This is a genomic window from Mucilaginibacter aquariorum, assembly GCF_024498135.1.
In the GTDB taxonomy this organism is placed as follows: Bacteria; Bacteroidota; Bacteroidia; order Sphingobacteriales; family Sphingobacteriaceae; genus Mucilaginibacter; species Mucilaginibacter aquariorum.
Window position 1 is genome coordinate 57,860 of the sequence record NZ_JANHOH010000002.1, and the last position, 24,849, is coordinate 82,708.

19 protein-coding genes are annotated in these 24,849 nt (G+C 42.8%); 12 read left to right on the top strand and 7 right to left on the bottom strand.

Annotation, left to right across the window (positions count from 1 at the left end):
- The first annotated feature begins 46 nt into the window (after nucleotides 1-46).
- Nucleotides 47-535, top strand: a complete 489-nt coding sequence (locus tag NPE20_RS11205; RefSeq protein WP_256538743.1) for a hypothetical protein — start codon at nucleotides 47-49, stop codon at nucleotides 533-535.
- A gap of 19 nt (nucleotides 536-554) precedes the next feature.
- Nucleotides 555-1,484, top strand: coding sequence for a bestrophin family protein (locus NPE20_RS11210; protein ID WP_256538744.1), 930 nt, complete (start codon nucleotides 555-557; stop codon nucleotides 1,482-1,484).
- Nucleotides 1,485-1,567: 83 nt separating this feature from the next.
- On the opposite strand, the gene NPE20_RS11215 is transcribed toward NPE20_RS11210, so the two are convergent.
- Both NPE20_RS11215 and NPE20_RS11220 read right to left on the bottom strand, forming a co-directional pair.
- Nucleotides 1,568-3,229 carry an NAD(P)/FAD-dependent oxidoreductase gene (locus NPE20_RS11215; protein ID WP_256538745.1) on the bottom strand — a complete coding sequence of 554 codons (1,662 nt, stop codon included), beginning with the start codon at nucleotides 3,227-3,229 and terminating at the stop codon, nucleotides 1,568-1,570.
- Between the two features lie 9 nt (nucleotides 3,230-3,238).
- Nucleotides 3,239-4,639 carry an ATP-binding protein gene (locus NPE20_RS11220; RefSeq protein WP_256538746.1) on the bottom strand — a complete coding sequence of 467 codons (1,401 nt, stop codon included), beginning with the start codon at nucleotides 4,637-4,639 and terminating at the stop codon, nucleotides 3,239-3,241.
- Between the two features lie 525 nt (nucleotides 4,640-5,164).
- Between NPE20_RS11220 and NPE20_RS11225 the strand changes: the two genes are divergently transcribed.
- Complete coding sequence (locus NPE20_RS11225; protein ID WP_256538747.1) at nucleotides 5,165-5,527, top strand: hypothetical protein; 363 nt, start codon at nucleotides 5,165-5,167, stop codon at nucleotides 5,525-5,527.
- 242 nt (nucleotides 5,528-5,769) lie between these two features.
- Here the strand turns inward: NPE20_RS11225 and NPE20_RS11230 are convergent, their stop codons facing one another.
- From NPE20_RS11230 to NPE20_RS11240, 3 genes are all read right to left on the bottom strand, one after another.
- On the bottom strand, nucleotides 5,770-6,246 hold the full coding sequence (locus NPE20_RS11230; RefSeq protein WP_256538748.1) for a group II truncated hemoglobin: 477 nt from the start codon (nucleotides 6,244-6,246) through the stop codon (nucleotides 5,770-5,772).
- Nucleotides 6,247-6,898: 652 nt separating this feature from the next.
- The gene (locus NPE20_RS11235; protein WP_256538749.1) at nucleotides 6,899-7,189 is read right to left on the bottom strand and encodes a PH domain-containing protein; all 291 of its coding nucleotides are present in this window, start codon (nucleotides 7,187-7,189) and stop codon (nucleotides 6,899-6,901) included.
- 169 nt (nucleotides 7,190-7,358) lie between these two features.
- Nucleotides 7,359-8,741, bottom strand: a complete 1,383-nt coding sequence (locus NPE20_RS11240; protein ID WP_256538750.1) for a PAS domain-containing protein — start codon at nucleotides 8,739-8,741, stop codon at nucleotides 7,359-7,361.
- A gap of 242 nt (nucleotides 8,742-8,983) precedes the next feature.
- Here NPE20_RS11240 and NPE20_RS11245 point away from each other — a divergent pair, with 242 nt between their 5' ends.
- The 3 genes from NPE20_RS11245 to NPE20_RS11255 all read left to right on the top strand — a co-directional run bounded on the left by NPE20_RS11245 (nucleotide 8,984) and on the right by NPE20_RS11255 (nucleotide 12,185).
- Nucleotides 8,984-10,198 (top strand): acyltransferase family protein, encoded by a 1,215-nt coding sequence (locus NPE20_RS11245; RefSeq protein ID WP_256538751.1) that lies wholly within the window; start codon nucleotides 8,984-8,986, stop codon nucleotides 10,196-10,198.
- Nucleotides 10,199-10,470: 272 nt separating this feature from the next.
- The gene (locus NPE20_RS11250) at nucleotides 10,471-11,499 is read left to right on the top strand and encodes a sensor histidine kinase (protein ID WP_256538752.1); all 1,029 of its coding nucleotides are present in this window, start codon (nucleotides 10,471-10,473) and stop codon (nucleotides 11,497-11,499) included.
- Nucleotides 11,496-12,185 (top strand): LytR/AlgR family response regulator transcription factor, encoded by a 690-nt coding sequence (locus NPE20_RS11255; protein ID WP_256538753.1) that lies wholly within the window; start codon nucleotides 11,496-11,498, stop codon nucleotides 12,183-12,185. The genes NPE20_RS11250 and NPE20_RS11255 overlap by 4 nt, the downstream gene beginning before the upstream one ends.
- On the opposite strand, the gene NPE20_RS11260 is transcribed toward NPE20_RS11255, so the two are convergent.
- Complete coding sequence (locus tag NPE20_RS11260; RefSeq protein WP_256538754.1) at nucleotides 12,153-12,737, bottom strand: GNAT family N-acetyltransferase; 585 nt, start codon at nucleotides 12,735-12,737, stop codon at nucleotides 12,153-12,155. The genes NPE20_RS11255 and NPE20_RS11260 overlap by 33 nt on opposite strands.
- 9 nt (nucleotides 12,738-12,746) lie before the next feature.
- On the bottom strand, nucleotides 12,747-13,646 hold the full coding sequence (locus NPE20_RS11265) for an AraC family transcriptional regulator (RefSeq protein WP_256538755.1): 900 nt from the start codon (nucleotides 13,644-13,646) through the stop codon (nucleotides 12,747-12,749).
- Between the two features lie 368 nt (nucleotides 13,647-14,014).
- On the opposite strand from NPE20_RS11265, the gene NPE20_RS11270 reads away from it, so the two are divergent.
- The 6 genes from NPE20_RS11270 to NPE20_RS11295 all read left to right on the top strand — a co-directional run bounded on the left by NPE20_RS11270 (nucleotide 14,015) and on the right by NPE20_RS11295 (nucleotide 24,798).
- The gene (locus NPE20_RS11270) at nucleotides 14,015-17,263 is read left to right on the top strand and encodes a SusC/RagA family TonB-linked outer membrane protein (protein ID WP_256538756.1); all 3,249 of its coding nucleotides are present in this window, start codon (nucleotides 14,015-14,017) and stop codon (nucleotides 17,261-17,263) included.
- A 65-nt stretch (nucleotides 17,264-17,328) separates the two neighbouring features.
- A complete protein-coding gene (locus NPE20_RS11275) occupies nucleotides 17,329-19,197 on the top strand; it encodes a RagB/SusD family nutrient uptake outer membrane protein (RefSeq protein ID WP_256538757.1) in 1,869 nt (622 codons plus the stop codon).
- Nucleotides 19,198-19,252: 55 nt separating this feature from the next.
- Nucleotides 19,253-20,488: a DUF4959 domain-containing protein gene (locus NPE20_RS11280; RefSeq protein ID WP_256538758.1), complete on the top strand. Its 1,236-nt coding sequence runs from the start codon at nucleotides 19,253-19,255 to the stop codon at nucleotides 20,486-20,488.
- Between the two features lie 20 nt (nucleotides 20,489-20,508).
- Nucleotides 20,509-21,708 carry a DUF4998 domain-containing protein gene (locus NPE20_RS11285; protein ID WP_256538759.1) on the top strand — a complete coding sequence of 400 codons (1,200 nt, stop codon included), beginning with the start codon at nucleotides 20,509-20,511 and terminating at the stop codon, nucleotides 21,706-21,708.
- 122 nt (nucleotides 21,709-21,830) lie between these two features.
- Nucleotides 21,831-22,826 carry an aldose epimerase family protein gene (locus NPE20_RS11290; protein WP_256538760.1) on the top strand — a complete coding sequence of 332 codons (996 nt, stop codon included), beginning with the start codon at nucleotides 21,831-21,833 and terminating at the stop codon, nucleotides 22,824-22,826.
- A gap of 1 nt (nucleotide 22,827) precedes the next feature.
- Nucleotides 22,828-24,798, top strand: coding sequence for a glycoside hydrolase family 97 protein (locus tag NPE20_RS11295; protein WP_256538761.1), 1,971 nt, complete (start codon nucleotides 22,828-22,830; stop codon nucleotides 24,796-24,798).
- Nucleotides 24,799-24,849: the final 51 nt, after the last annotated feature.

The following is a 24,849-nucleotide window of genomic DNA, read 5'->3' on the forward strand; positions in this document are numbered from 1 at the left end:
ATTGCAATAAGTAAATAATTAAAGTTTAACTATTCAATAACTACTTATGAAAACTATACTCATCCCAACCGATTACCAGGCATCATCATTAGATTGCATCCACGCTGTTTGCAGGCAATTAAAAAACGAAGAGCTAAACCTGATCTTCGTACACGTTTTTAAACTGGCCGATTCGTTTAGCGACGTGATCATGCTAAGCAAACGCAGCCGCGAGTACGAAAAAGTAAGTGACGATTTCTATCAATACTGCAATGTGCTGCGTGCGCAATATCCACAGATCAAAAATATCAAGATAGATTTTCTGTATGGCAGCACGCTAAACATGTTTAAGCATTTTATAGAAGCTAACGAAGTAGATATGGTATTGGATACCGATAGCTGCTCGTTCAGCCCTATTCATCGCTCCAGCATTGATCCGGCAGTGTTGGTTAAACGTTGCGGACTGCCGGTTATGAATGCCCCAAAAACGAATTACGGAAGTATGATGCAAGAGCAAGATGCCGCTGTTTATCAGGAAGAATTAACAGAAGTATAACCCCTAAAACATCTGCCCTATGTTATTAAAAGAAAACATCCCCGTAAAATACATCTTCGGGAAAATAAAAAAGGAAGTAATACTGGTTACCGTGTATTCGGTGCTTATCGCCATTATGTACAACACGTTCCACTTCACACGTATATCTATCCCCATTGCGGTACCTACCATTTTAGGTACCGTAATATCCCTGCTGCTGGCCTTTAAATCAAACCAGGCTTATGATAGGTGGTGGGAGGCCCGCACTATTTGGGGAGCCATAGTTAACGATACGCGTACTTTAACCCGCCAGCTTTTAACTTTTGTGGATACCCCTTATGCCGAGGACGAACAAAAGGCCTTTTGCGAACGGGTGGCCAAAAGGCAAATTGCCTGGTGTTATAGCCTGAGCCGCCACTTGCGCAAGGAAGATCCTCTGCACGGCCTGGACCGCTTGCTTTGTGCCGAAGATATTGAGCATATTAAACGGTACGATAATATCCCCCTGGCATTGCTGGAGTTGCAAGGTGCCGACCTGCGCAGCGCCTATAAACTGGGTTGGATAAACGAATACCAGCAGGTTTGTATAGACGAAACCCTTACCCGTTTCAGTAATGAGATGGGTGGCTGCGAGCGTATCAAGAATACCGTGTTCCCGGCCACATATAGTGTTTACATCCACCTATCGGTGTTGCTGTTTGTATTGCTGTTGCCATTTGGGTTGATAGAGTTTTTTGGTGTTATAGAAGTACCGCTTGTTATTGCGATAGCATCCTCATTTTTCCTGATAGAGAACATGGCCATACACCTTCAGGATCCATTTGAGAACAAACCTACTGATACACCAACAACTACCATATCGCGCAATATTGAGCGGGATATTAAACAAATGCTAAAGGAAAACTACAAGCAGGAAGAACCCGCGGCCGGTGCATCATACAATAAATCGAAAGTGTTCTATATTTTATAATTGTTTAGTGAGTTGTTTTTAATACAAAAGGCCGGTTAGCATTTAGCTACCGGCCTTTGTTATTACTTTATAACTATGGAAATTTACACCTCGTTTAAATATTTATGTACAAAGCTAATGGCCATTGAGCCTTCGCCTACGGCAGATGCCACACGGTTCATAGCACCGGCGCGTACATCGCCAGCTGCAAAAATACCGGGGCAACTGGTTTCCAACAAATAAGGGTCGCGGTTAGATTTCCAAACCTTTTCAAAATCCGTGCACAAGTTCAGATCACGGCCGGTTTCAATAAAGCCCTTGCCGTTGGTAATGATATCCTTGCAAAGCCAGTCGGTATATGGTTTGGCGCCTATAAAAATGTAAAGGGCATCAGCATCAACGGTTTTAACTTCGTTAGTGTTCAGGTCCCGTATAGCTAATTGCTCCAAATTGGTATCACCTATAGCTTCGGTTATCTCGCTGCAAGGCATCAGCTTAATATTGCTTTGCCCGCCTAACTGGTCTATCAAATAAGACGACATGGTTTCGGACAGGTTTGCCTTACGGATTAGGATGAACACCTCTTTTGCAAATTTAGAAAGGTACATGGCAGCTTGCCCGGCAGAGTTACCGCCACCCACAACATATACGCGTTTATCCTTGCAGGATGCAGCCTCGGTCATGGCGGCACCATAGTAAATGCCTGCACCGGTAAATTTATCAATGCCCGGCGTGTTTAACTGGCGATAATCAACCCCGGTGGTTATAACCACCGCTTTAGTGATTACCTCGGTGCCATTGTCCAGTATAATTGTTTTGTAGTTATCTTTTAGTTTAATTTCTTTTACTGCCTGCGGCGATAAAAAATCGGTACCAAAACGTGCCGATTGGGTAATAGCCCTGCGTGTAAGATCTGCACCGCTTAGGCCAGACGGGAACCCCAAATAGTTTTCGATACGCGAGCTGGTACCTGCCTGCCCGCCGGGGGCTTTCTTTTCTATTAATAAGGTTTTTAACCCTTCGGATGAACCATATACCGAAGCCGCTAAGCCCGCAGGGCCGGCACCTATTATCACCACATCGTACAATTCGCTCTTGGCCGATTGGTTAAGCCCGATTTTAGAAGCTATATCTTTTACAGGCGGGGCTTTTAGTAACGAGCCATCGGCAAAGATGATAGCCGGCAGGTCTTTAACCTCCAGGTTATTCATTTTAATAGCCTGCTTGGCTTCGTCGGTATTGGCATCCATCCATAGGTACGGCACCAGGTAGCCCGACAAAAATTCCTTTATATCGTGCGATTTTGGAGAATATTGGTAACCTATCACTTTAATCCCCCTAAAATCTGGACGGTAATGGCCCTGCCAGTCTTCCAGCAGATCTGTTAGGATAGGGTATAGTTTTTCTTCGGGCGGGTCCCAGGGTTTGGTAAGGTAATAATCAAGTTTAACCTCGTTAATGGCTTTTATGGCGGCATCGGTATCGGCGTAGGCTGTTAGTAAAACCCGTTTGGCATTTGGGAACATGGTTGTTGTTTTGCACAAAAAGTCAACGCCTTCCATCTCGGGCATGCGCTGGTCGCTCAAAAACAGGGCTACAACTTCGCCTTTATTTTTTAGTTCCAACAGGCTATCTAAGGCTTCTTTTACCGATGCAGTGCTCAGGATACGGTAATCTTGTCGGTAGTGGTTTTTAAGGTCGCGGCTTATGGCGCGCAAAACCTGTTGGTCATCGTCAATTACAAATATGATAGGTTGCTGATCCATTTTTATTTTTTAGTTATCTGTTAGGGGGAAACAAACGGTAAACTCGGTATTACCGGGTTCTGAGGTTACTTTTACTGTGCCGCTATGCTGGCGGATGATACGGTTCACAACATCAAGCCCAAGGCCGGTGCCTTTGCCCATATCCTTTGTAGTAAAAAACGGATCGAATACCTGCGATTGCTCTTCGGGCGGGATGCCGGGGCCGTTATCTTTGATATACACGCATACAAAATGCCTGTCCAATTGGGTGCGGATCTCTAATATGCCGCTGCCATTTACCTCCATGGCATCAATGGCATTGTCTATAATGTTGGTCCAAACCTGGTTTAGTTCGCCTGCAAGTGCCTTTACCTGTGGCAGATTAAGGTCAAAGTTTTCTACTACCTGTATATTGCCTTTGCGCAGCTTGTAGTTGAGCATGGTAAGGGTATTGCGGATGCCGGCGTGGATATCCAGCAGTTGCTTATCGGTATCCCTGTCCATGTGGGTAAAGGTTTTTACCGAGTTTACCAGCTCTGAAATGCGGGTGGACGATTCTTTAATATCCGAAACCATTTTTTCCTGCAGCAGGTAGTTGCTCATCCATTCCAGCACACTGCCTAATTGCGGCTGCGGTGTGCAATTATTCATATGGGTTAGGTCATCAGTAGTAAAGCCAAATTCGGCAATGTTTTCGGCTATATTAAAATCTTTGATGTCGTGGTCTGTAAGCCAGTCGCTCAGGTCATCTTCCAGTTCGGCGCGCTGCATCATGCTTAGCACAGGGCGGTCTGTTTGCTGTGTTTTGCTGATAAGGATCTGGTTAATGGTATCAATTTTTTCGGGGGCGATATTTAGCGCTGCTACTTCCTTAAATATTTCGGGCAGGCGTTTTATCTGCTGCTGCAGGGATGAAGCCCCTCGGCTGATAGCCGATGCCGGGTTGTTAAGCTCGTGCGCCAAACCTGCCGACAGCTTACCCAGCGCGAACATTTTTTCGTTTTGCTGCTGCTGCGAGGTAAAATCGCGTACGCGGCTGGTCATGGTGTGCACAAGGGCTTCGGTAAGTTCGTAATGCATTTTTATGGCTTCCTGCAACTTATCCTTATATACGCGCAACATGCGGCACTTTTGGATGCATTCGCCGTAACCAAAGGTATTGGTGGCCCGGCTAAAAGGCAGGTAACCGGTGATGGTATGCTCTTTTACAACAAATATCTCGCGCATTTTGCCGCCCTGCATAGCGCAGATCCTGATGCGGCCCTCCATTATAATTAATGTTTTATCTAAAGGGTCGCCCTTTTCAAAAATGCGCTCGCCTTCCTGTATCTCAATGGTTTCGCCTGCGGCAATAAACCACAATAGCTGATCATCTGGTACAGTTTGCAGGGTAGGTATAGCCTTTAATTCGTCTAAAGTAATGTTCTTCATGAGCAGGGGCGGTAATGTTATACAAGTATAGCGGTAATTATGAATTACCACAAGCGACGGGCATATAGACAACAAAATGGGGCTTAAATTCCCCAATTTTCCCCATGTGTTCCATTTTGGGAATGGAACAAACGGAACAAGTGGAACATATTAATAATGAGCTTGTTGCGTTTTTTGTTTTCACGAATTTTTGCACACAAAATGTAATGATATATCACATAATGTGCTGTAAATTAATAAGATATGTGTTTTTTTAGACTTGTTCCACTTTTTATAAAACGGAACAGAACGGAACACAAAAAATTGAAAGCTTACTCCAATTAGGTGTACGGTTGCAACGTTTTAAGTTTTGGAGCAGTTTTGGGGTTATCATTACTCCGCAATAACACTGGCTATCGCTAAAAATACCCACTAGTAGGTATTGCTAAGCTTACTGACTACCAGCATATTGTGATCTTTTTTGTTTATTAGTTTACAGAAGTCATGATTAAAAGTTGATTGATCTTCAATTCAAAAAATTATAAAATGAGAAGTAACCCAAGAGCTGCCATCGCATACATAGCAATCAAATTAAATTCCCCTAATAACAAAAAATCTATTTTTGATTATAGCAGAAGTAAGCACATAACCTTTAGCGGTAATATAGTTTCCAATAAAGTGGCTATATATGACCACGACAGGGGCTGCCATATTACCGGGAATGGCAATAAGAACAAATTTAACTTATATCACCTGGGCGATTCTCATCATATTCGATTAACTGTTGAAGGAGAGAAAATTGAGGGTTATGATTACGGGAGCAGCAGCCATTTTAGCGGTGCTATACATGGGGATTCTGTTTCCATTTATGACGATGCCGAAAGCACACAGTTTGATTATAGTTTGTAGGTAATTGTTGGTGACAGCACCATGCATGTTAGTCACCCGAAAAAAGGGGAAAATATTAGTCTTTTTTCGACTTTATTTCGCCCTATTTAGCTTGCGTGAAGGCGCTTATAATGCGCAAAGAGGATCTGAACGATAAAATATTAAATTGTTGACTTATAGGCTCTTGTATATTTTAAGTTTGTTCCATTTTGTTCCGCAATGGAACAAGTTATTTAGGCGGTAATTCGTCTGTAAATTAAAAATTACTCTTCGGATTGATACGGACCGCCGGGTTCGCCCCAGCCCCATTTGGGCATCGGTGCTTCGGGTTGTAGGGGATTATCGGTTAAATTAGAATTGATAACGGCTATGCGGGTACCCCACTCCAGATAGGCCACCAATGCCGAGCGAAACTCCGGATCGTTGGCTAATTTTAGTTCGTCGGCACTTTGCAGTAATAGATGGATCCAGCGCTGGCGCTGCTCTTCGGTTAATAGTTTGCCAATATGGTGCGCCACCATTTTAGCGTGACTGCCGCTATCGCCCTGTGTGTAAAGGGCGGGGCCGCCGAATACTTCGGCAATAAAATGTGCTACATGCCGGGTATGCTCTGCCGACATATTTTTAAACACCGGATAAAGCAGATCATCCTGCAAAACCTTCTCATAAAAAAGTTTGGTAAGGCCTTCCAGCACCTCCTTGCCGCCTGCCCATTCGTATAGCGTAGGTATGTTTTTCATTGATATAAAAGTAGGGAAATTTGGGAGAGATGGGAGTGAGATGATTTTGTCTCCTCAGGGTCTCGGATTAGTTATATCATATGAGAGATGCATCCGCAACAGCCACGTCCCGCTTGTGGACGTATGCCAAGCTTTTATGCTTAGTTCACCACTTCCCTTGTAAAAGATTTCTCCTCGTACCGCGTTCGAAATGGCAGGGTGGGGAAAAATGCGCTACCGAAATGACATGCGGAGGAGTAATGTCCAGCCCGGAATAATAAATGAGTTTGTCATTCTGAGTGCGCGAAGAATCTATCCGCTATGTGATTCGACAGGCTCACCATGACAGATTGTTCCCCGCTACCGCAAGCGTCCCGCTTGTGGGTTTATGCCAAGCTTTTATGCTTAGTTCACTACCTATCGCTCGAACAAGATTTCTCCTCGTACCTCGTTCGAAATGACAGGGTGGGGAAAAATGCGCTACCGAAATGACAGGGTGGAGGAGTAATGTCCAGCCCGGAATAATAAATGAGTTTGTCATTCTGAGTGCGCGAAGAATCTATCCGCGATGTGGTTCGACGGGCTCATCATGACAGATTGTTCATAGATGCTTCGCTATTGCTCAGCACAAGTGGTTTCGATATGATAGCCTCTTAACAGAAGTAAACAGCCTTTAACTCCTTCCTTTACTCCGCCCGTTTTCAATGGCGTTTTTAATTTCTTTGGCGTCGCTTTTTGAGAAACCGTGGGCTTCCACTTTATTGCCGTTGTGGTAAAAACGTATGGTTGAAAAACCTATCAGCGGGGTGTCTATCTCTACAGCCGAGATGCTGTCGTACGCTACAGACGTTTCATCTCCGCTAAAAAAGCCCGGTATTTTAATGGTTATGCCGGTGTTTTCTACAATGATTTGCGCGGGGAAAAGCTTATTACCTTCTGACAGGCGGGATGCGGTGTATTTCATGATGTTGATGTATTATCTACCCACCAAAAGTAAGGATTTAATTAGTATCCATGTGGACGGCATACACCTTTCTACATCTATTTTAATAAGGGATCCGGCGTAGCAGAAGGGTTCGCCCCCAACCTTCATTGCTTTATTAAATTAATGTTTCTGAAGGTTATACTATTGCCTATACGTTATAATCGGCTTTTGTGGTTTTATCTGTTATAGATCTTATCGCTTCATCCAAATCATTCGCCGATGCTAATAAATATTTAAGCATTGTTGCTGTTTCGGGTGATATGTTTTTCGCATCGTTAATAAGCGGCACCAGCCCCATTATCCGGGAAAGGGGCGCCCTTACAATATGTGATTGGATCCATGATATTTGGTGTAGTTTTTCGTTCTGTTCTTCAATGGCTTCAATATACTTTAGCCTTTGGGTTACGTCATTCGCTATTACAACTTTCGCCTTTTTACCCCTGTAGGATAGGTTATTGCTTAATATATCAACCTGAATAATTTCGCCGTTCTTCTTTTTATGCCTGTAAATTCCATGATGCATAAAATGGCGTTTTCTTTTAGCATTTTGCATGGCTTGCTCAAGCGCGGCAATGTCATCTTCCGGCCTGATATCCATTACGGTCATTGATAGAAACTCATCGCGGGTAAAGCCATAATTTTTAATGGCTGCCAAATTAACATCTAAAAATTTCAGGGTGTTTTGGTCAAATACCCACATCGGGAGCGGGCTTAAATTAAACAACTCGCTATATTTTTTTTCGGATGCTATGAGCAGCATTTCTGATAACTTTCTATCGGTTATATCTTTAAAATAAACTGATAAAGCGGTGGCCGAAGGGTAGGCACTTATTTCGTACCATTTTTTTAAGGGTTCATAGTAATCTTCAAAATGTACGGCTTTTTTGGTTTTAATTGCCTGGTGATATTTTATATGTGATTTTGAGCCAACAGACTCCGAAAATACCTCCCATAGGTTTTTATTAAGCACTTCTGCTTTGGTTTTGCATAATACCTTTTCGGCAATTTTGTTCCAATAAGTAACCGTCCAATTTTTATCTACAGCAAAAAAAGCATCAGCAATACTTTCAAGTATGGTATCTCTTTCTATTTGCTGCAAATGTTCTTCAGCCTCCTTTTGTTGGGTAACATCTCTAAAATTGCAAACAATGGCATTTATATCGGTATCATGTAACATGTTATCGAAAGTACACTCCAGCCATATATAATAGCCTTTGTAATGTTTTGATCTGAAAGTACAGGGAATAGGAACGGCCGGGCTCGAAAATACCTTCTCCATTGTTTCTTTGACCATTTGCCGGTCGGATGGGTGGGTTAATTCGTAGAAGGTGTTTTCTAAACGGTCATTTAAATTCCACCCACCAATACGCTCTGCAGAAGGGCTTCGATAAATAATTTGCAGGTCTTTATTTAATAAGCTAACCCCCGAATAACTATTTTCTATGAGTTTTCGAAACAGGCTGTCGTTCTGAAAATTTTGTAGTTTCTCAGCCCCTGTAACAGGCAATTTTTTATCAATACGTTTTGCCATACATTAGCAATTGTAATAGAGAATAGTTACTTTTTAGTTGAAACTAACGTAATAATTAAAAAGGGGTAAACCTAATTATATCTTTCATGTTTACGCTGTTCATGAATTTTTGTTGTTGAAATTGCATCCTTGCTTTTGTTTTATGCCTGTATAACACCGTTCGTCAACGCTTGCCCGCCGTTGGTCAAACAAATTTTCCGGCCATGCCCGCATTCCATTCTTTTGAATAAAAAACAAAGGAAATGGAAACTACGCAACGACAAACATACCTGGATTGGTTAAGGATAATATCCATTGCAGGGGTACTTGTATTTCATTCGGGCATGCCTTACGCCGCCAACGAATGGTGGCACATTCGCAACCACGATACCAGCGCGTTAATGGCGCAATCAAACTACTTTATGCACCTGGTGCGCATGCCGCTGCTGTTTTTTATAAGCGGCACGGTAAGCTATTACATGATGCAGCGCCGCAGCGCCCTAAGCTTTATTAAGCTGCGTTTTACCAGGTTGTTTATCCCGCTGCTGGTGGGTATGTTCATCATTGTTCCGCCGCAAATTTATATGGAACGGGTTAGCCAGGGCTTTACCGGCAACTACTGGGATTTTTATAAAACCACATTCACCACAGGTGCTTACCCCAAAGGTAACCTTAGCTGGCACCACCTGTGGTTTATAGCCTATTTGTTTGTTTACGATCTGATTTTCGCCCCGGTATTTATGTGGCTCATATCTGATAAAAGCCGTGGCTTTAAACGCGCCTTAAACAGCCTTAGCAAAGGTAAATGGGTGTATGTACTGGCTATCCCATCTATAGTGTGGTACGCCTGCCTAAGCTGGGTTTTCCCGCAAACCAGCGACCTGATACACGATTATTGTGCTATTGTTTACTGGTTGTTATTTTTGCTTGCCGGCTTTATTTGCATCCTGCAGCCAAGCCTTATGGAGAGCCTGCAGCGCAATCGCCGTTTCGCTATAACTATCGGCTTTATTTGCCTGCTGGCTGTAAATTACCTTTGGTTAAACCCACCGCCAAACGATGGGGAGTGGAGCGCGCTGCGCGGTTATTCGTTCCGTGGTTTATCGGCCGTGGTTGCCTGGGGCTGGGTTTTGGGTTTGGTAGGTTATGGTAAACAATACCTGAATCGTTTTCACCCTGCATTGAACTATTTAAACCAGGCGGTTTATCCGTTTTATATCCTGCATCAAACTGTAATTGTTATTTTAGCCTATTACATTGTACGCACTACAGATACCGTGCTAATGAAATATATTTATACCATAGGTATTACGCTGTTCATCACCATGGGTATTTATCATTTACTGGTAAAGCCATATCCGGTAATGCGGTTCTTGTTTGGGATGAAGGGGTTGGAGAAGAAGGTAGAAAAGAGATTAGAGGTTAGTGAATTAGAGATTAGGAAAGAGGTTAAAAAAGAAGAGGGCGTGTTGGTGTAAGGTTGGCGAGTTCACTCACCCCAATTATGCTACGATGGTCAACCCTCTCTCCCTCGCAAAGAGGATAAAAAGAAGGAGCAGGGGGCCTGTGCGATTCCTTCCCTCGGGAAGGTGTAGGAAGGGGTTTAATAAAGTGGCCAAACCCCTCCCTGCCACCACACATTCAGCCGCACCCCTCCCGAGGGAGGGAAATTAAAAAACCTCTTTCCGCTTGCGGAGAGAGGGTGGGGGCGGGCGAAGCAAGGACCGGGTGAGGCTAAATAAAATTAAAAATGAAGCAATTGCTTAAAAATATTTTCCCGGGGTTATATGGCCTGCTCAATTATTTTACTATAAGGCTGCTGCATGATCTTGCCGTAGATTCACAGTTCTGGAAAAGAGACTGGGCGTTGAATGTCCTTGAGATGAGCTGCAGCATATTGGCGGGCTATATATCTATAAATTTATTTAGGCGGCTCTTTAGGTATTATGACCGGCACCAGGCATCACAATTAAGGTACCAAAGCGTGGCGAAAGAGCTGTTTATACTCGTTTTTGTAAACCTGATCGCGGTGTGTGTAATACTTCTGCCGATGGCTGCATTGACCGACGACGGCCTTTCCTGGGTAGATGTAGCCGACCTGACTACTATCCCTACACTGTATGCCATCATCTATTATGGTATAGCCCGCAGCAGTACATGGTTTAGCGCTTATGTAGCCAACCAGCTACTGATCGAAAAATTAACTAACGATCACCTGGAAACTGAGCTGAAATTTTTGAGGGCACAATATCATCCTCATTTTTTGTTTAACGCGCTTAATACCATTTATTTTCAGGTAGATGATGATGTGCCCGGGGCTAAGCAGAGTATCGAACTTTTATCTGAACTGCTGCGTTATCAACTGTACGACAGGCAGCACCAGGTAACCATTAAGCAGGAACTGGATTATTTGCAAAACTATATGCTGCTGCAAAAGGTGCGGGCAAGTAAAAAGATGATCTTAAAAGTTGAATTTGATAAGGCTTTAACTGATCAGCAAATTTATCCCTTACTATTTTTGCCCCTGGTAGAAAATGCTTTTAAATATGTAGGCGGGAAGTATAGTATTGATATCACAGCAACCCAAACGCCCAATGGAGTATTATTTACGGTAAAAAATGATCTGCCCGATCTGACCCAGCCAAACCCCGATGGCAGCGGCATTGGCATAGAAAACCTTAACCGCAGGCTGGAATTGTTATACCCTAATCGCCATAGGTTAACTTTAACTAAGCAAGCCGACCACTTTTTTGCCGAACTTGAACTAAAACTGATATGAACAAACCCATAAGCTGTATAATAACCGACGACGAACCTTACGCCCGTAAGGGCCTGCAGGCTTACGTTGAGAAGACCGGTTTCCTGGCGTTAAAGGGCATATGCGAAGATGCTATGGAACTTGGCGAAATGTTAAAACAACAACCTGTAGACTTATTATTTTTAGATATACAGATGCCGCATATTAGTGGGGTGGAATTTTTACGGCAGCTGGCTAACCCGCCTAAGGTTATTTTCACCACCGCTTTTAAAGAGTATGCCATTGATGGCTTTGAACTGGATGTGCTGGATTATATGCTGAAGCCGATCTCGCACGAACGGTTTATGAAGGCCGCCTATAAGGCAAAGGATTATTTTGACCTGAAAGGCAGTACCAACCCGCCTAATTACCTGTTTGTAAAGGCCGATGGCAGGTTAGAGAAGATAGTTTTTGAAGAGGTGTTATTCCTGGAAGGGATGGAGAATTACGTGATCATCCATACCGCCGGTAAAAAGGTAATAACCCATAGCACCTTAAAATCGTTGATGGAAAAATTGCCTAAGTCTGCCTTCCTGCAAACGCATAAATCATATATTATAGCCGTTAACAAAATTAGCGCTGTTGAAGGGAATATGCTTTATGTGGGTGATAAGCAGGTACCTATAAGCAGGCAATTAAGGGAGCTGGTTTTGGGGCGGATCATTTAGAACCGGGTACTGCAAATGATAATGAAAGCCTCCCAGTAGTTCCTTTTCGCCCTTTAGCCCGAAGCCTAAACCAGTATATAGCTTTTTGGCTTTATCGTTGCCTTTGCTTACCAATAGGCCAACGGTTTGGTGGCCAAGTTCGGCAGCGCGGTCAAACAATGCTTTAATCAACTTTTTGGCAAATCCTTTTCCCTGGTGTCGCGGGTTTACACTTAAGCAATCAATATAAAATTCACCGCTTTGGGTCTCATCCTCGGGTTGGCCGGTAAAGCCAAGTTGCGACCGGGTGTACTCCAGAAAAGGTTTTCTTAATTTGTCCAACTCTGCACCATCGTAAGCGATGATCATTCCGCACACTTCGGCTTGTTCATCCCAAACCAAAATATTTTCGTAGCTGTATTGGTTGCCTGTTTGAGATACGAAACGCTCGAACAAGGAAAGGATCTTTGCCTCATCGGTGCTGTTTGCAAATTTGCCGGCAAGGTTGCCCATTGCCAATACAATTAACTGGGAGATAGCAGGGGCATCGGTAAGGCGGGCGGGGCGTATCATCTGTTTAGCTTATTTTTTGTGCGACTTTTTATATTTTGATGGCGATACACCCATAATCAGCCGGAACAGCCTGGAGAAATAAAACTGGTCCTCAAAACCAAGTTCGGTGCAGATTTCCTTGATATTTCTATCAGAAAAATACAGGTATTGACAGGATTTTTGAATTTTTAATTGATTAAAATAGTTAATGGGGGAAGAGCCGGTTTTGTTTTTAAAAGACCTGGAGTAATGAGATACAGACAGGTTTTGCTGTTTTGATAGCTCATCAATAGTTAGGTTTTTATGGATGTTCTTTTTCATAAACAAGATGGAATTGCTTATGGAGTCGGTACTGTATATAGCCGGGTTAGCCTCTTTATAATATATAAGCGACGATATAAAATGCAGCAGGCTAAAGTTCATTACCTCCATTTCTTTTTCGTTAAAGCTGTGTTCCAATATCGAATAGATCTGCTCAAATAGCTTGATCCGGTTTTCGTCGTAAGGTATTTGCTGTATCATAGGTACGCCATCCTGCAAATAACGGTCATAAACTTTGTCAGATATATCGCCGGTAAAATGTACCCAATAAATGCTCCATGGGTTGTCGCTATCGCTGTTGTAACTATGCGGTGCATATTTAGGGATAATGTAATACGTATTGGGTATCAGATTGTGCGTGGTGTTGTTTAAATGGATCTTACCACTGCCCTCTACACAGTATATCATTATAAACTCGTTGCTTCCTGTTTTTCTTTCGCGGCCATGGTTGGCCGCATTTGGATAATGGCCTATCGCCGTTAAGTAAAAGTTCTTAATTAATGGGTTGATAATTATTTTGCGTTTAATGTTAGGAGGCAATACAATCATCCGCTGGCCTATAAAGCCTTCTTTTACCCACAATTTTTGCCCGTTTACTTTATTATCCATTAAAAAATTTGTTAAAGATCATTTGGTTTATAAAGGCCTGGTAAACGCTATTTACAGCATGCCAATACTAACTTACACACAAAGATGATGATTATTTAAAAAAGGCAAGATAATCCATTCTTTTGCAATATTAATCCATTTCTTTCCGTGTCTTTTCAATCTAAGTTTACCATACCAATTTATACAACCAATTAATTTAAAATGAAAAGATCTGAACCTTCACACCAGGTTTATGCTGTGCATGAACTGCCGTACAATTTGTGCCTCTACAAAATCTCCGTATTACGATCAGGGTAATTAGCTTAAACAGTTCCGGGCAAATGATATTGCCATGTGCTTGATTAAAAACTAATTATTAAACAGAAAATATGAAGAAAATTTACAAATTCAATAAATTCATTTGGGTGTTGAAAGTATTGTTGTGTTGGCTATTTGTTACGGCAGGCAGCAATGCTTTCTCGCAAACGGCGCCCAAAATAACCATTACCGGTATTGTTGCCGATACAGCCAATATAAAGCTGCCGGGGGTAAACGTTACGGTAGATGGCAATAATAAGATTGGTACAGTTACAGATGTAAACGGTCGTTTTATTCTGGATGTACCCGAGGGGGCTATCGTTAGGTTCTCGTTTGTGGGCTTTAAACCACAGGTTGTAACCGCCACCCTGCAAAACAAGCTGTTTACAATAATCCTGAAGGATGAAAGCCGGTCGATGGATGAGGTTGTGGTGACTGCATTTGGGCGAAAAGAGCGCAAAGAAGCTGTTGTAGGCTCGGTAACCAGCGTTCGCCCTGCCGACTTGAAGATCCCCGCTAGTAATTTAACCAATGCGTTAATAGGGCAAATTGCCGGTGTTACCGGTTTCCAAACAAGCGGGCAGCCGGGTCAGGATAATGCAAAGTTTTTTATCCGCGGTGTAACAACCTTTGGCTACAAACGTGATCCGCTGATATTAATTGATAACGTTGAACTTTCAACATCAGACCTTGCAAGGCTGCAGGTAGATGATATAGCAAGCTTTTCGATATTAAAAGATGCCAGTGCCACAGCATTATACGGGGCGAGGGGTGCAAACGGTGTTATACTGGTAAGTACCAAAGAGGGTAAAGAAGGGAAAACCAAGATCAATTTCCGCTCGGAGTATTCTACTTCAGAATCAAACCACACACTTGACCTTGCCGACCCTATAACTTACATGAACCTGTATAACGAGGCAACGCTAACGCGTAACCCAAAGCTTCCGTTGCCTTTTCCGCAAAGTAAGATCAATAATACACTGGCAGCTATAAACGGCGAGCCCGGGAGCAACGAATATGTGTATCCGGCGGTAGACTGGCTTAAACTATTGTTTAAGAAAAGGGCTACTACCCAGCGCAATAACTTAAATATTAGCGGTGGTAACGCGGTTACCAAGTATTACGTGGCAGGTTCGTATAATATTGATAACGGGGTGCTGAACCAGGATATCCGCAATAACAATGATAACAATGTTAAATTCAGGAACTATCAGTTGCGTACCAACGTAAATATAAACCTTACCAAATCCACCGAGCTTATTGTAAGGTTATCCGGGAATTTTAGCGAGTATAACGGCCCCATTACAATAGACGGCTCCTTTGCATCCGACTTATATAACGTGGCTTTACATACCAGCCCGGTTTTGTTCCCGGCATATTTCCCTGCCGACGCCGCTAATGCCAATACACAACATATTTTGTTTGGTAACGCGGGCATAGCTTCGGGTTCATCTACCAACAATATACAATACAATAATCCATATGCGGCTTTATTAAGGGGGCATAAAAACTCATCCGAATCAAGAATGTCGGCTCAGTTTGAGGTGAACCAAAATTTTGGATTTATTACCGAGGGGCTAAAATTCCGAGGATTGTTTAATACCAACAGGTATTCTTATTTTGATTCGCAACTGGCATATTCTCCATTCTATTATAACGCCAGCTCGTATAATAAAGAAACCAACCAATATACTTTAGAGTGGCTTAACCCGCAGCCTACGGGTAATAACGTAGCGCAGGAGTATCTTACCTATTCAAAGAATGAGCCTAACGCAAATACGTTTTTATATCTGCAAGGCGCTTTAGATTATGCCAAGCAATTTGGAAACAACAGTATCAGCGCTACTTTAATAGGTACCTCCCAGCAAACCATCTATTCGAGCGCTAAAGACCCTAAGTTGAATATGGTTACTTTACAGTACTCGCTACCATACCGTAACTTAGGATTGGCAGGCAGGTTAACTTATTCTTATAAAAGCCGCTATTATATAGAGGGTAACTTTGGTTATAACGGATCCGAGCGTTTTTCAGCTGATCACAGGTATGGCTTTTTTCCAACCATAGGTGCATCGTGGGTAGTATCTAACGAGTCGTTTTGGGCGCCTGGCATTATCGATCGCTTAAAAATAAGGGCCAGCCACGGGTTGGTTGGTAACGATGCTATTGGTCAGCAAAGGTTCTTCTACCAGTCTGATGTTAAATTTAACCAGGGCAACAACTACGCCCAGTTTGGTATCAATAACCAGTACGAGCGTAAGGGCTTGTACATAAATAATTATGCTAACCCCGATGTAACCTGGGAAACATCAAGGCAAACCAATTTGGCCCTTGAGGTTACCTTGTTTAAAAACCTAAACATTATTGCCGAAATATATAAAAACCACCGCTACGATATTTTACAGGAAAGGATCAATATCCCATCGAGCGAGGGTTTGGAAGTAAAACCAAGCGCTAACCTGGGGATAGTAGATTCAAAAGGGCTTGATCTTTCGATGGATTATAAGCAAACTTTCAGCAATGGTTTATGGGCGCAGTTACGATCTAACTTTACCTACACCACTAATAAATACAATTATATAGAGGAGCCCGATTATAAAGAACAGTGGCGCCACTTTATAGGCCAGCCCGTTAACCGTGGCTACGGCTACATTGCCGAAAGGTTATTTGTAGATGATAAGGAAGCGCAAAATTCGCCAACGCAGATCTTTGGAAACGGTGCACGCCCACAAGGTGGTGATATTAAATACCGCGATTTAAACGCGGACGGAAAGATCGACTTTTTAGACCAGGCATTTATTGGCTACCCAACAGTGCCAGAGGTGGTTTACGGCTTTGGTTTTTCTACAGGGTACAAAGGGTTTGATGTTTCTGCCTTTTTTCAGGGGCAGGCAAGGGTTTCGTTCTTTGTTGACCCAACAAGGGTAAGCCCTTTTATACCCAGCCCGGATGCATATGTGTATGGCAATACCCAGGTCTTAAAGGAATTCGCGGACAATCACTGGTCCGAAGAAAACCAGAACCTGTACGCCTTATATCCACGTTTGGGCACAAATACAACGGTAATAGCAAATAACCTGCAACCCAGCACCTGGTGGTTGCGCGATGGCAGCTACCTGCGCCTAAAATCGGTAGAGATAGGGTACACTCTGCCGCTGCGTATTTCAAAATCATTAAGGCTAACCAACTGCAGGATCTATTTTAACGGCCTTAATTTACTTACCTGGAGTCCCTTCAAAATGTGGGATCCCGAACTGGGAGGCAATGGCTTTGCCTATCCCATTCAAAAGGTGTTTAATGTTGGCCTTAACGTGAGTTTGTAATAATACCAGATAATAAAAAGACGATGAGAATATTATATAGAACAATTTGCTTATCCGTACTATGTATGTTAAGCATATCATGTAAAAAATACCTCGATGTAACACCTGATAACGTAGGCACAATTGATTATGCTTTCAGGAACCGTAACGAGGCCGAAAACTTTCTGTTCACCTGTTACTCAACCATGCAGCAAATGTATGAGGTTACGGGTAACGCAGGGTTTACAGGATCGGCAGAAATTGTTTACCCGAATGATCTGAACGACCATCCGATAAACGAATCTGGCTTTAATCTGCTAAGAGGCACCCAAAATACAGCTTCGCCGGCCCTTAATTTCTGGGATGGCGAAAACAATGGCATAGCGCTTTTTAATGCCTTAAGAAGGTGTAATACCATGCTCGAAAACATTGATAAGCCTATTGACCTTAGCGCTACCGAAAAAAAGAGATGGATAGCCGAGGTGAAGTTTTTGAAAGCCTATTATCATTATTACCTGATACGGATGTATGGCCCAATGTTATTAATTAAAGAGAACCTGCCCATTAGTGCATCGGCAGAAGAGGTGAAACGTAAAAGAAGCTCTACAGATGAAGGTTTTGATTATGTGATTTCGCTAATGGACGAGGCCATACCCGATCTGCCCCCGGTTATTCAAAACCAGGCTAAGGAGTTGGGTAGGGTAACCAAGTTGATAGCACTATCTGTAAAAGCCGAAATATTGGCTACCGCGGCAAGCCCCTTATTTAATGGCAACCCTGATTATGCAGGATATACAGATAACGAAGGCAAAGCGCTTTTCTCTACTACCTACGATCCTAATAAATGGAAAAAAGCTGCCGATGCCTGTAAAGAAGCTATAACCGAAGCCGAAGCGCAGGGTTTAAAATTATATACTTTTTCGCCGCCTGCCAACCTGAGCAACATATCAGACCAGCTTAAAAATGTATTAACTATACAGGCAACTGTTACCGATAAGTGGGAAACTAACCCCGAGCTGATCTGGGCTTTTAATTACAATTTCCGTTATCAGGGGTATACCATCCCAAGGCTAACTTCAAAAGCAGTAGCTATCTCGTCTTCTTATCCGTCAACATTCGCGGTGCCAATTGGTACAGCCGAGCTATTTTATACAAAAAATGGTGTTCCCATTAATGAAGATAAAACCTGGGATTATGCAAACCGTAATACCGTACAAACCGGCGACGACGAAAATAAGTACTATATAAAAAACGGCTATCAAACCGCTAAAACCAACTTTGCTCGTGAAACAAGGTTCTATGCCGATCTGGGTTTCGACGGTGGCGTTTGGTTTGGTAACGGTGTGCTCGATCAAAATAACCCATTATATGTGCAGGCGCGTGGTAATACAGCGCTGGCCGGGCCTAAAAGCCTTACTTCAACAAACATTACCGGTTACTGGCCTAAAAAACTGGCTAACTACCTTTCTATTTACGACGAAAGTTTCCAGTCGATAGATTATCATTTGCCTGTGATACGCCTTGCCGGTTTATATCTTTTATATGCCGAAACCTTAAATGAGGTGAACGGGCCAACTGCCGAAGTTTATAGTTACATAGATAAAGTGAGAACAAGGGCCGGTTTACAGGGCGTGCTTGATTCATGGAATAATTTTTCAAAAACCCCTGGTAAGGCTTCAAGCAAGGAAGGCTTGCGCCTGATAATTCACCAGGAAAGAAGAATTGAGCTTTGTTTTGAAGGCCAAAGCGGCTGGGACCTTCGCCGTTGGAAAGAACTGCAGGAGGTGTTAAGCAAACCCGTGCAAGGCTGGAATATTTATGAAACCAACCCGGTTAATTATTACAGGCCTCAAACTCTTTTTGTGCCATTATTTGGTATAAAAGATTACCTGTGGCCTATAAAGACCAACGACATTATCGTAAATAATAACCTTAGCCAAAATCCATATTGGTAGCACCGGGTGATTCTTATAAAAGCATTTAATGATTAATATATTCAAAATATACATTATGAAAAAAATTGATAACCGTAAACGCCTTGCATGGTATATGCTGGCCCCGGTTTTGATAATGGCTCTTTTTTCGGCATGCAAAAAGCAGGAATCGAACATAGAGGTGGTATCTAACGATAAAACAAAACCCGGTGTTGTTACCGATGTTAAGGTGAAGAACTTTAACGGTGGGGCTTATATAACCTATAAGCTGCCATCATCGGCAAACCTGTTATATGTACTGGCCGATTATAAAATAAACGACAAAAAATCGAGGCAAACAAAAGCCAGTTATTATACCGATACCATAATGGTTGATGGCTTTGCGCAAACAAAAGAATATCAGGTTACCCTGTATGCAGTGAGCAGGGCAAATATTAAATCAGACCCGGTAGTGGTAACCGTTCACCCAGACCTGCCGGAGTATTTGCTGGTAAACACCGGGCTGGCATTAACACCCGATTTTGGGGGAGTAAACGTATTTGGGCTTAATAAAACCAATGCGCCGGTTGCTATTCATGTTATATCGCCAAATGCAGTAACAGGTAAGTATGATGAGCAAGAGCCGCAGTATGTAAGCGCCGATACCGTGAATTTTTCGGTACGGGGTTACGAAGATAAACCCGTAAAGTTTGGTGTATTTACAACAGATAAATACGGCAACTATTCAGATACAGTATTTACTACCTTAACGCCCTACCATGAGGTGTTGCTTGATAAAAGCAAGTTTTTTGTTTATCACTTAGCAAGCGATAGCGAGATAGGTTATGGCTGGGAGTTCCGTCGTTTCTTTGATGGCAGCACCGACGAACCTAATGGATGGCATACCAATCCCGGCGCTTCGCCCACTATACAAGGAACTTTCGGGTTGGGCGTAAAAGCGCAGTTAAGTCGTTTTACATTATGGGAAAGGGTGAGCGGTGCTTACGGATACGCTAATGCCAAACGTTTTACCGTATGGGGATCAGATAAGGATGCACCACAAGATATCGCCCTGCCAAATAACTCGACGGCAGGAACCATAGTTGGCGATTGGGTAAACATGGGAAGTTACAACTTCCCCAATCCACCGTCGGGCTTACCGGCAAACCAGGCAAACGCGCAGGATATCAATTTTGTGGCTAATGGTGTCAATTTCAATGTGAACATAGCCGCTCCTCCTGCTAAGTTTATACGCTTTGTTATCAATCAAACCTGGGGTGGGGTGGATTATGGTAATACCATGGAGATCTCCTTATATGGCAACCCATTATAGTAATTATTAAACAGAAGAAAATGAAAATCAATTATAAAGCTTTAGTACTTATTGTAATGGTATTGGCAATAGTAGGTTGCCGGAAATACAGCGATGATTACAAAGCCTTTTTAGATAACCGCGAGGTTATTTATCCGGGCCTGGTAACCAATTCTAATTACAATACAGGTAATTTAAGGGTTCAGTTATTTTGGAACCCAAGCCCCGATCCCAGCATTACCAAATATAGCCTTACCTGGAATAATGGCGCCGATTCCATGATCGTTAATGCAACCACGCACGACCCTAAGGATACCATAAAGGTGATCATACCGGGGCTGAAGGAATATGTTTATTCTTTTAAAGTTGTTGCATTTGATGCAAGCGGTAACCGTTCTGTAGGGCAGGAAATTAATAACGTAAGGGTTTACGGTCCGGTTTATAAAACCGGCCTGTTAAACCGTTCCTACAATTTGGTAAACCCGTATGAATTAAACCCCGATGGATCTGTTAAGGTTAATTTTTTGAATGGGGATAGCACTAACCTTTCTACCACGGTAAAATATACAGACAATGCTGGGGATATAAAGGAGGTGCATCTTAAAAAACGCGATAATTCAATTATACTGCCAAACTATAAAACAGGTTCACTGATCCAGTATCAATCATACTATCTGCCACAGCAAAATTCAATAGACTCATTTGCAGTGGCTACATTTGATGATCTGCCGCTGCTTTGCAATAAATCTTTGTTCGCACCGCTTCGTCTTCCAACAGATATAGGATCTGCCTATGGATGGGAATTGCAATATCTTTGGGATAACAACTTAAATGAACCCGGCTTTCACACTCCGGGACAGACATTCCCTTTCTGGTTCTCGCTGGATATGGGTGCGCAGGCATCACTCACCGGGTTTAAGATCTATCAAAGAATGGGCGGATCGTTATATAATGCAGGTAACGCCAAGAAATTCGAGGTGTGGGGAAGTAACAGCCCGGCAGGCGATGGGAGCTTTGACAGCTGGGTGAAGATAGGTACTTATACATCAGTAAAACCATCTAACAAGCCTGTTGGTGAAAACACCCGAGAGGATATTGATTTTGCTGCCGCGGGCGAATACTTTGCTATCCCTGCGGGCGCACCGGCAGTAAGATATATCAGGATAAAGGTTTTGGATACCTGGAGCGGCAGCGCTTATTTCCATGCCCTTGAACTTAACTTTTACAAACAGAATAAATAAAATAGAGGTGGGATATTACATGGGATGCCTGCCGTAAACAGGATAGGCATCCCATGTAATTAGTTTGAGAACAATGCGCTAATTTTAACAATTAGGCAAAGACAAAATAAAACATATTTAAAGTGAGTAAAATTTCATTCGGAGTTTGGGGGGTAGACGATGGCAGGGTTATTCATCTGTTTAAAATTGAAAATGCTTCCGGGGCGTACGTCGAGCTTACCAATTATGGGGCAACGCTGGTTTCGGTTAACGTTCCGGACAGGGATGGTAAAATAGGAAATGTTATCCTGGGCTATCCATCGCTTAGCGGTTACCTTAACGATACCTGTTACATCGGCTCAACCATCGGCCGCTTTGCCAACAGGATAGCCAATGCAAAATTTGAACTTGATGGCATCACCTATCAATTAGAAAATAATGATGGTGCAAACAGCAATCATTCCGGCTCATCCGGCTTTAATTATAAGGTGTTTGGTTATATCATTACCGGCGATGAACTAATTTTTGATATCCTAAGCGAGGATGGAGATGGTGGTTTCCCCGGCAATCTAAATCTGAAAGTAAGCTATAAATGGACGGAAGAAAATGAACTGCTGATAACCTATTATGCGGTTACCGACAAAACTACCGTTGCTAATTTTACAAACCATTCATACTTCAACCTAAACCCAAAAGCGGGCAATATCCTTAACCATGAGCTTACCATACATGCCGATAATATACTAAAGGCTGGCGCAGATCATATCCCCACCGGGTTAATTGCCCCGGCCGGTAATTTAGCGTTCGATAAGCAAAAGGTGCATAACGGAATTAACACCTGTTACGTGCTTAACCTGCAAGCAGAGCAAGCCCCGGCTTGTATTTTATCCGAAGAAACATCGGGCAGGGTGATGACAGTTTTTACCACTTACCCCGGCGTTATGTTATATACCGGCGATTATTTAAATAGTAACACACATGGCAACAATGGCAAAGCACACCAACCATTTGATGGCCTTTGCCTGGAATGCCAGTTTTTCCCCGATAGTCCAAATCATCCGCATTTCCCGTCGACAGTTTTAAATCCCGGCGAAACCTATCAGCATAACATCACCTATAAATTTAGTACCACAGTTTAACATGAAATTTAAAATTCTATTAATATCCGTATGCCTTATCCTTTTAAAGCTAACCTGCCAGGCATTGCCGAAGGATTATACTATAACATCGCCTGATACCAAGCTTAAAATGCAGGTTAGGGTAGATGGTAGCATCACCTATTCTGTTTATTTGAATAATAATATTTTAATAAGCCCCTCTGCCATTGGCATGACCCTGCAAAACAATATATTAGGGAACGCCGCCAAAGTATCGGGTACAAAATCAAAAACAGTAAACAGTACTTTGCATCCATTATATGGTAAAGAGGCCACACTTACTGATAACTACAACGAACTGGTTATTAATTTTGAAGGCAATTATTCGTTAGTGCTCAGGGCATATAACGAGGGGGTAGCCTATCGCTTTGTTACTAGTTTTAGTGAGCCCATAATTGTTGTGAATGAAAAAGCGCAGTTCAATTTTAGCGGTTCGCCAGAGGTTGTATTTCCCGAAACGGATAACTACACGGCATGGGAAGTGCCTTACATAAACTATAATTCTATCACGGCTATTGGCGAAGGCAAAAAAGCCATTACGCCAACGCTGTTCTCTTACCCGCAATCAAAAACAAAGGTGATTGTTGCAGAAGCCGATCTGTTGAACTATCCGGGCATGTATGTGAAAAAACAAAATGACAAATTGGTGGGCAACTGGGCAAAATATCCGGCCGAAATTAAAATGGGTAGCTGGGGCGATTTTGTGATGCAGGTTGCAAAAACTAAGGATTATATATCCGAAACTGACGGCAGCAGGGCATTCCCATGGCGGGTTATTATCGCTACTGATGACGATAAAACCTTATTGAATAATCAACTGGTGTATAAATTAGCCACGCCCGCAAAATTGACCAATACCGCCTGGATAAAACCCGGCAAAGCTGCATGGGAGTGGTGGCACGATGCCATGTTGCCCGGCTCGTCTATACCATCGGGTATGGGTAACCGTAATACAAAGCTGTACAAGTACTATATTGATTTTGCCGCTAACAACAACCTGCAATACCTGATGATAGATGCAGGCTGGTCTGATAATTATAACCTGTTGAAGGTAAACCCTAAAGTAGATATTAAGGAGTTAATAGCCTATGGTAAATCAAAAAAAGTGGGTGTGTTTTTATGGTGCGTGGCCAGTACCTTAATAAAAAACCTGGATGCTAACCTTGATTTTTTACAGTCGATAGGCGCGGTAGGTGTAAAGGTCGACTTTTTTGACAGGGACGATCAGGCGGCCATTGCCTTGTTTGAAGAGATAGCAAAAGCCGCAGCAAAACGAAACCTGATGGTGAATTTTCATGGCTGTAGTAAGCCTACAGGTTTGCAAAGGGCATATCCAAATATTGTAAATTACGAAGCGGTACGCGGTGCGGAATGCTCGAAATGGGATTACTCCGCCAACCCTGATCATCACCTGCTGATCCCATTTATCCGCATGATTGCCGGTCCGATGGATTATACCCCGGGATCGATGAGGAACAGATCGAAAGAAAGTTTTAAGCCCGTTGATCCGGGATTGCCTTCCAGTCAGGGTACCCGCTGCCACGAACTGGCTATGTTTGTAGTATACGATCAGCCGCTGGCTATGCTTTCAGATTCGCCTACCGAATACGAGAAATATCCCGATATTATGAAGTTTTTAGGCGCAGTGCCAACCGTATTCGAGGAAACCAAAGTACTGGATGCAAAAGTAGGCGAGTATGCGGTGATGGCTAAAAAGCAAGGTAATAACTGGTTCATCGGCGCCATGACTAATTGGGAAGCCAGAACTGTTGAGCTTGATTTTTCTTTTTTAAAGAATGATAAGATCTATACAATTGACTTATACACAGATGCCGCAGATGCCAATACTAATGCCGAACATTACGAGCATAAAACGATACAGGTAACAAAAAAAACTAAATTACAGCTCCCATTGGCAAAAGGTGGCGGCGCAGTGGCTTACCTTAAAATGTAACGATAAAATAATCCATGTTTAAAGTAAGTATGTCCATTCCCGGAATAGGGA

What these genes read in the sequence shown, in the direction of transcription:
- NPE20_RS11285 (WP_256538759.1), top strand. Translation starts at nt 20,509, where the DNA reads ATGAAAATCAATTATAAAGCTTTAGTACTTATTGTAATGGTATTGGCA.
- NPE20_RS11225 (WP_256538747.1), top strand. Translation starts at nt 5,165, where the DNA reads ATGAGAAGTAACCCAAGAGCTGCCATCGCATACATAGCAATCAAATTA.
- NPE20_RS11240 (WP_256538750.1), bottom strand. Translation starts at nt 8,741, where the DNA reads ATGGCAAAACGTATTGATAAAAAATTGCCTGTTACAGGGGCTGAGAAA.
- NPE20_RS11220 (WP_256538746.1), bottom strand. Translation starts at nt 4,639, where the DNA reads ATGAAGAACATTACTTTAGACGAATTAAAGGCTATACCTACCCTGCAA.
- NPE20_RS11230 (WP_256538748.1), bottom strand. Translation starts at nt 6,246, where the DNA reads ATGAAAAACATACCTACGCTATACGAATGGGCAGGCGGCAAGGAGGTG.
- NPE20_RS11265 (WP_256538755.1), bottom strand. Translation starts at nt 13,646, where the DNA reads ATGGATAATAAAGTAAACGGGCAAAAATTGTGGGTAAAAGAAGGCTTT.
- NPE20_RS11275 (WP_256538757.1), top strand. Translation starts at nt 17,329, where the DNA reads ATGTTAAGCATATCATGTAAAAAATACCTCGATGTAACACCTGATAAC.
- NPE20_RS11205 (WP_256538743.1), top strand. Translation starts at nt 47, where the DNA reads ATGAAAACTATACTCATCCCAACCGATTACCAGGCATCATCATTAGAT.
- NPE20_RS11260 (WP_256538754.1), bottom strand. Translation starts at nt 12,737, where the DNA reads ATGATACGCCCCGCCCGCCTTACCGATGCCCCTGCTATCTCCCAGTTA.
- NPE20_RS11295 (WP_256538761.1), top strand. Translation starts at nt 22,828, where the DNA reads ATGAAATTTAAAATTCTATTAATATCCGTATGCCTTATCCTTTTAAAG.
- NPE20_RS11215 (WP_256538745.1), bottom strand. Translation starts at nt 3,229, where the DNA reads ATGGATCAGCAACCTATCATATTTGTAATTGACGATGACCAACAGGTT.
- NPE20_RS11235 (WP_256538749.1), bottom strand. Translation starts at nt 7,189, where the DNA reads ATGAAATACACCGCATCCCGCCTGTCAGAAGGTAATAAGCTTTTCCCC.
- NPE20_RS11270 (WP_256538756.1), top strand. Translation starts at nt 14,015, where the DNA reads ATGAAGAAAATTTACAAATTCAATAAATTCATTTGGGTGTTGAAAGTA.
- NPE20_RS11250 (WP_256538752.1), top strand. Translation starts at nt 10,471, where the DNA reads ATGAAGCAATTGCTTAAAAATATTTTCCCGGGGTTATATGGCCTGCTC.
- NPE20_RS11245 (WP_256538751.1), top strand. Translation starts at nt 8,984, where the DNA reads ATGGAAACTACGCAACGACAAACATACCTGGATTGGTTAAGGATAATA.
- NPE20_RS11210 (WP_256538744.1), top strand. Translation starts at nt 555, where the DNA reads ATGTTATTAAAAGAAAACATCCCCGTAAAATACATCTTCGGGAAAATA.
- NPE20_RS11280 (WP_256538758.1), top strand. Translation starts at nt 19,253, where the DNA reads ATGAAAAAAATTGATAACCGTAAACGCCTTGCATGGTATATGCTGGCC.
- NPE20_RS11255 (WP_256538753.1), top strand. Translation starts at nt 11,496, where the DNA reads ATGAACAAACCCATAAGCTGTATAATAACCGACGACGAACCTTACGCC.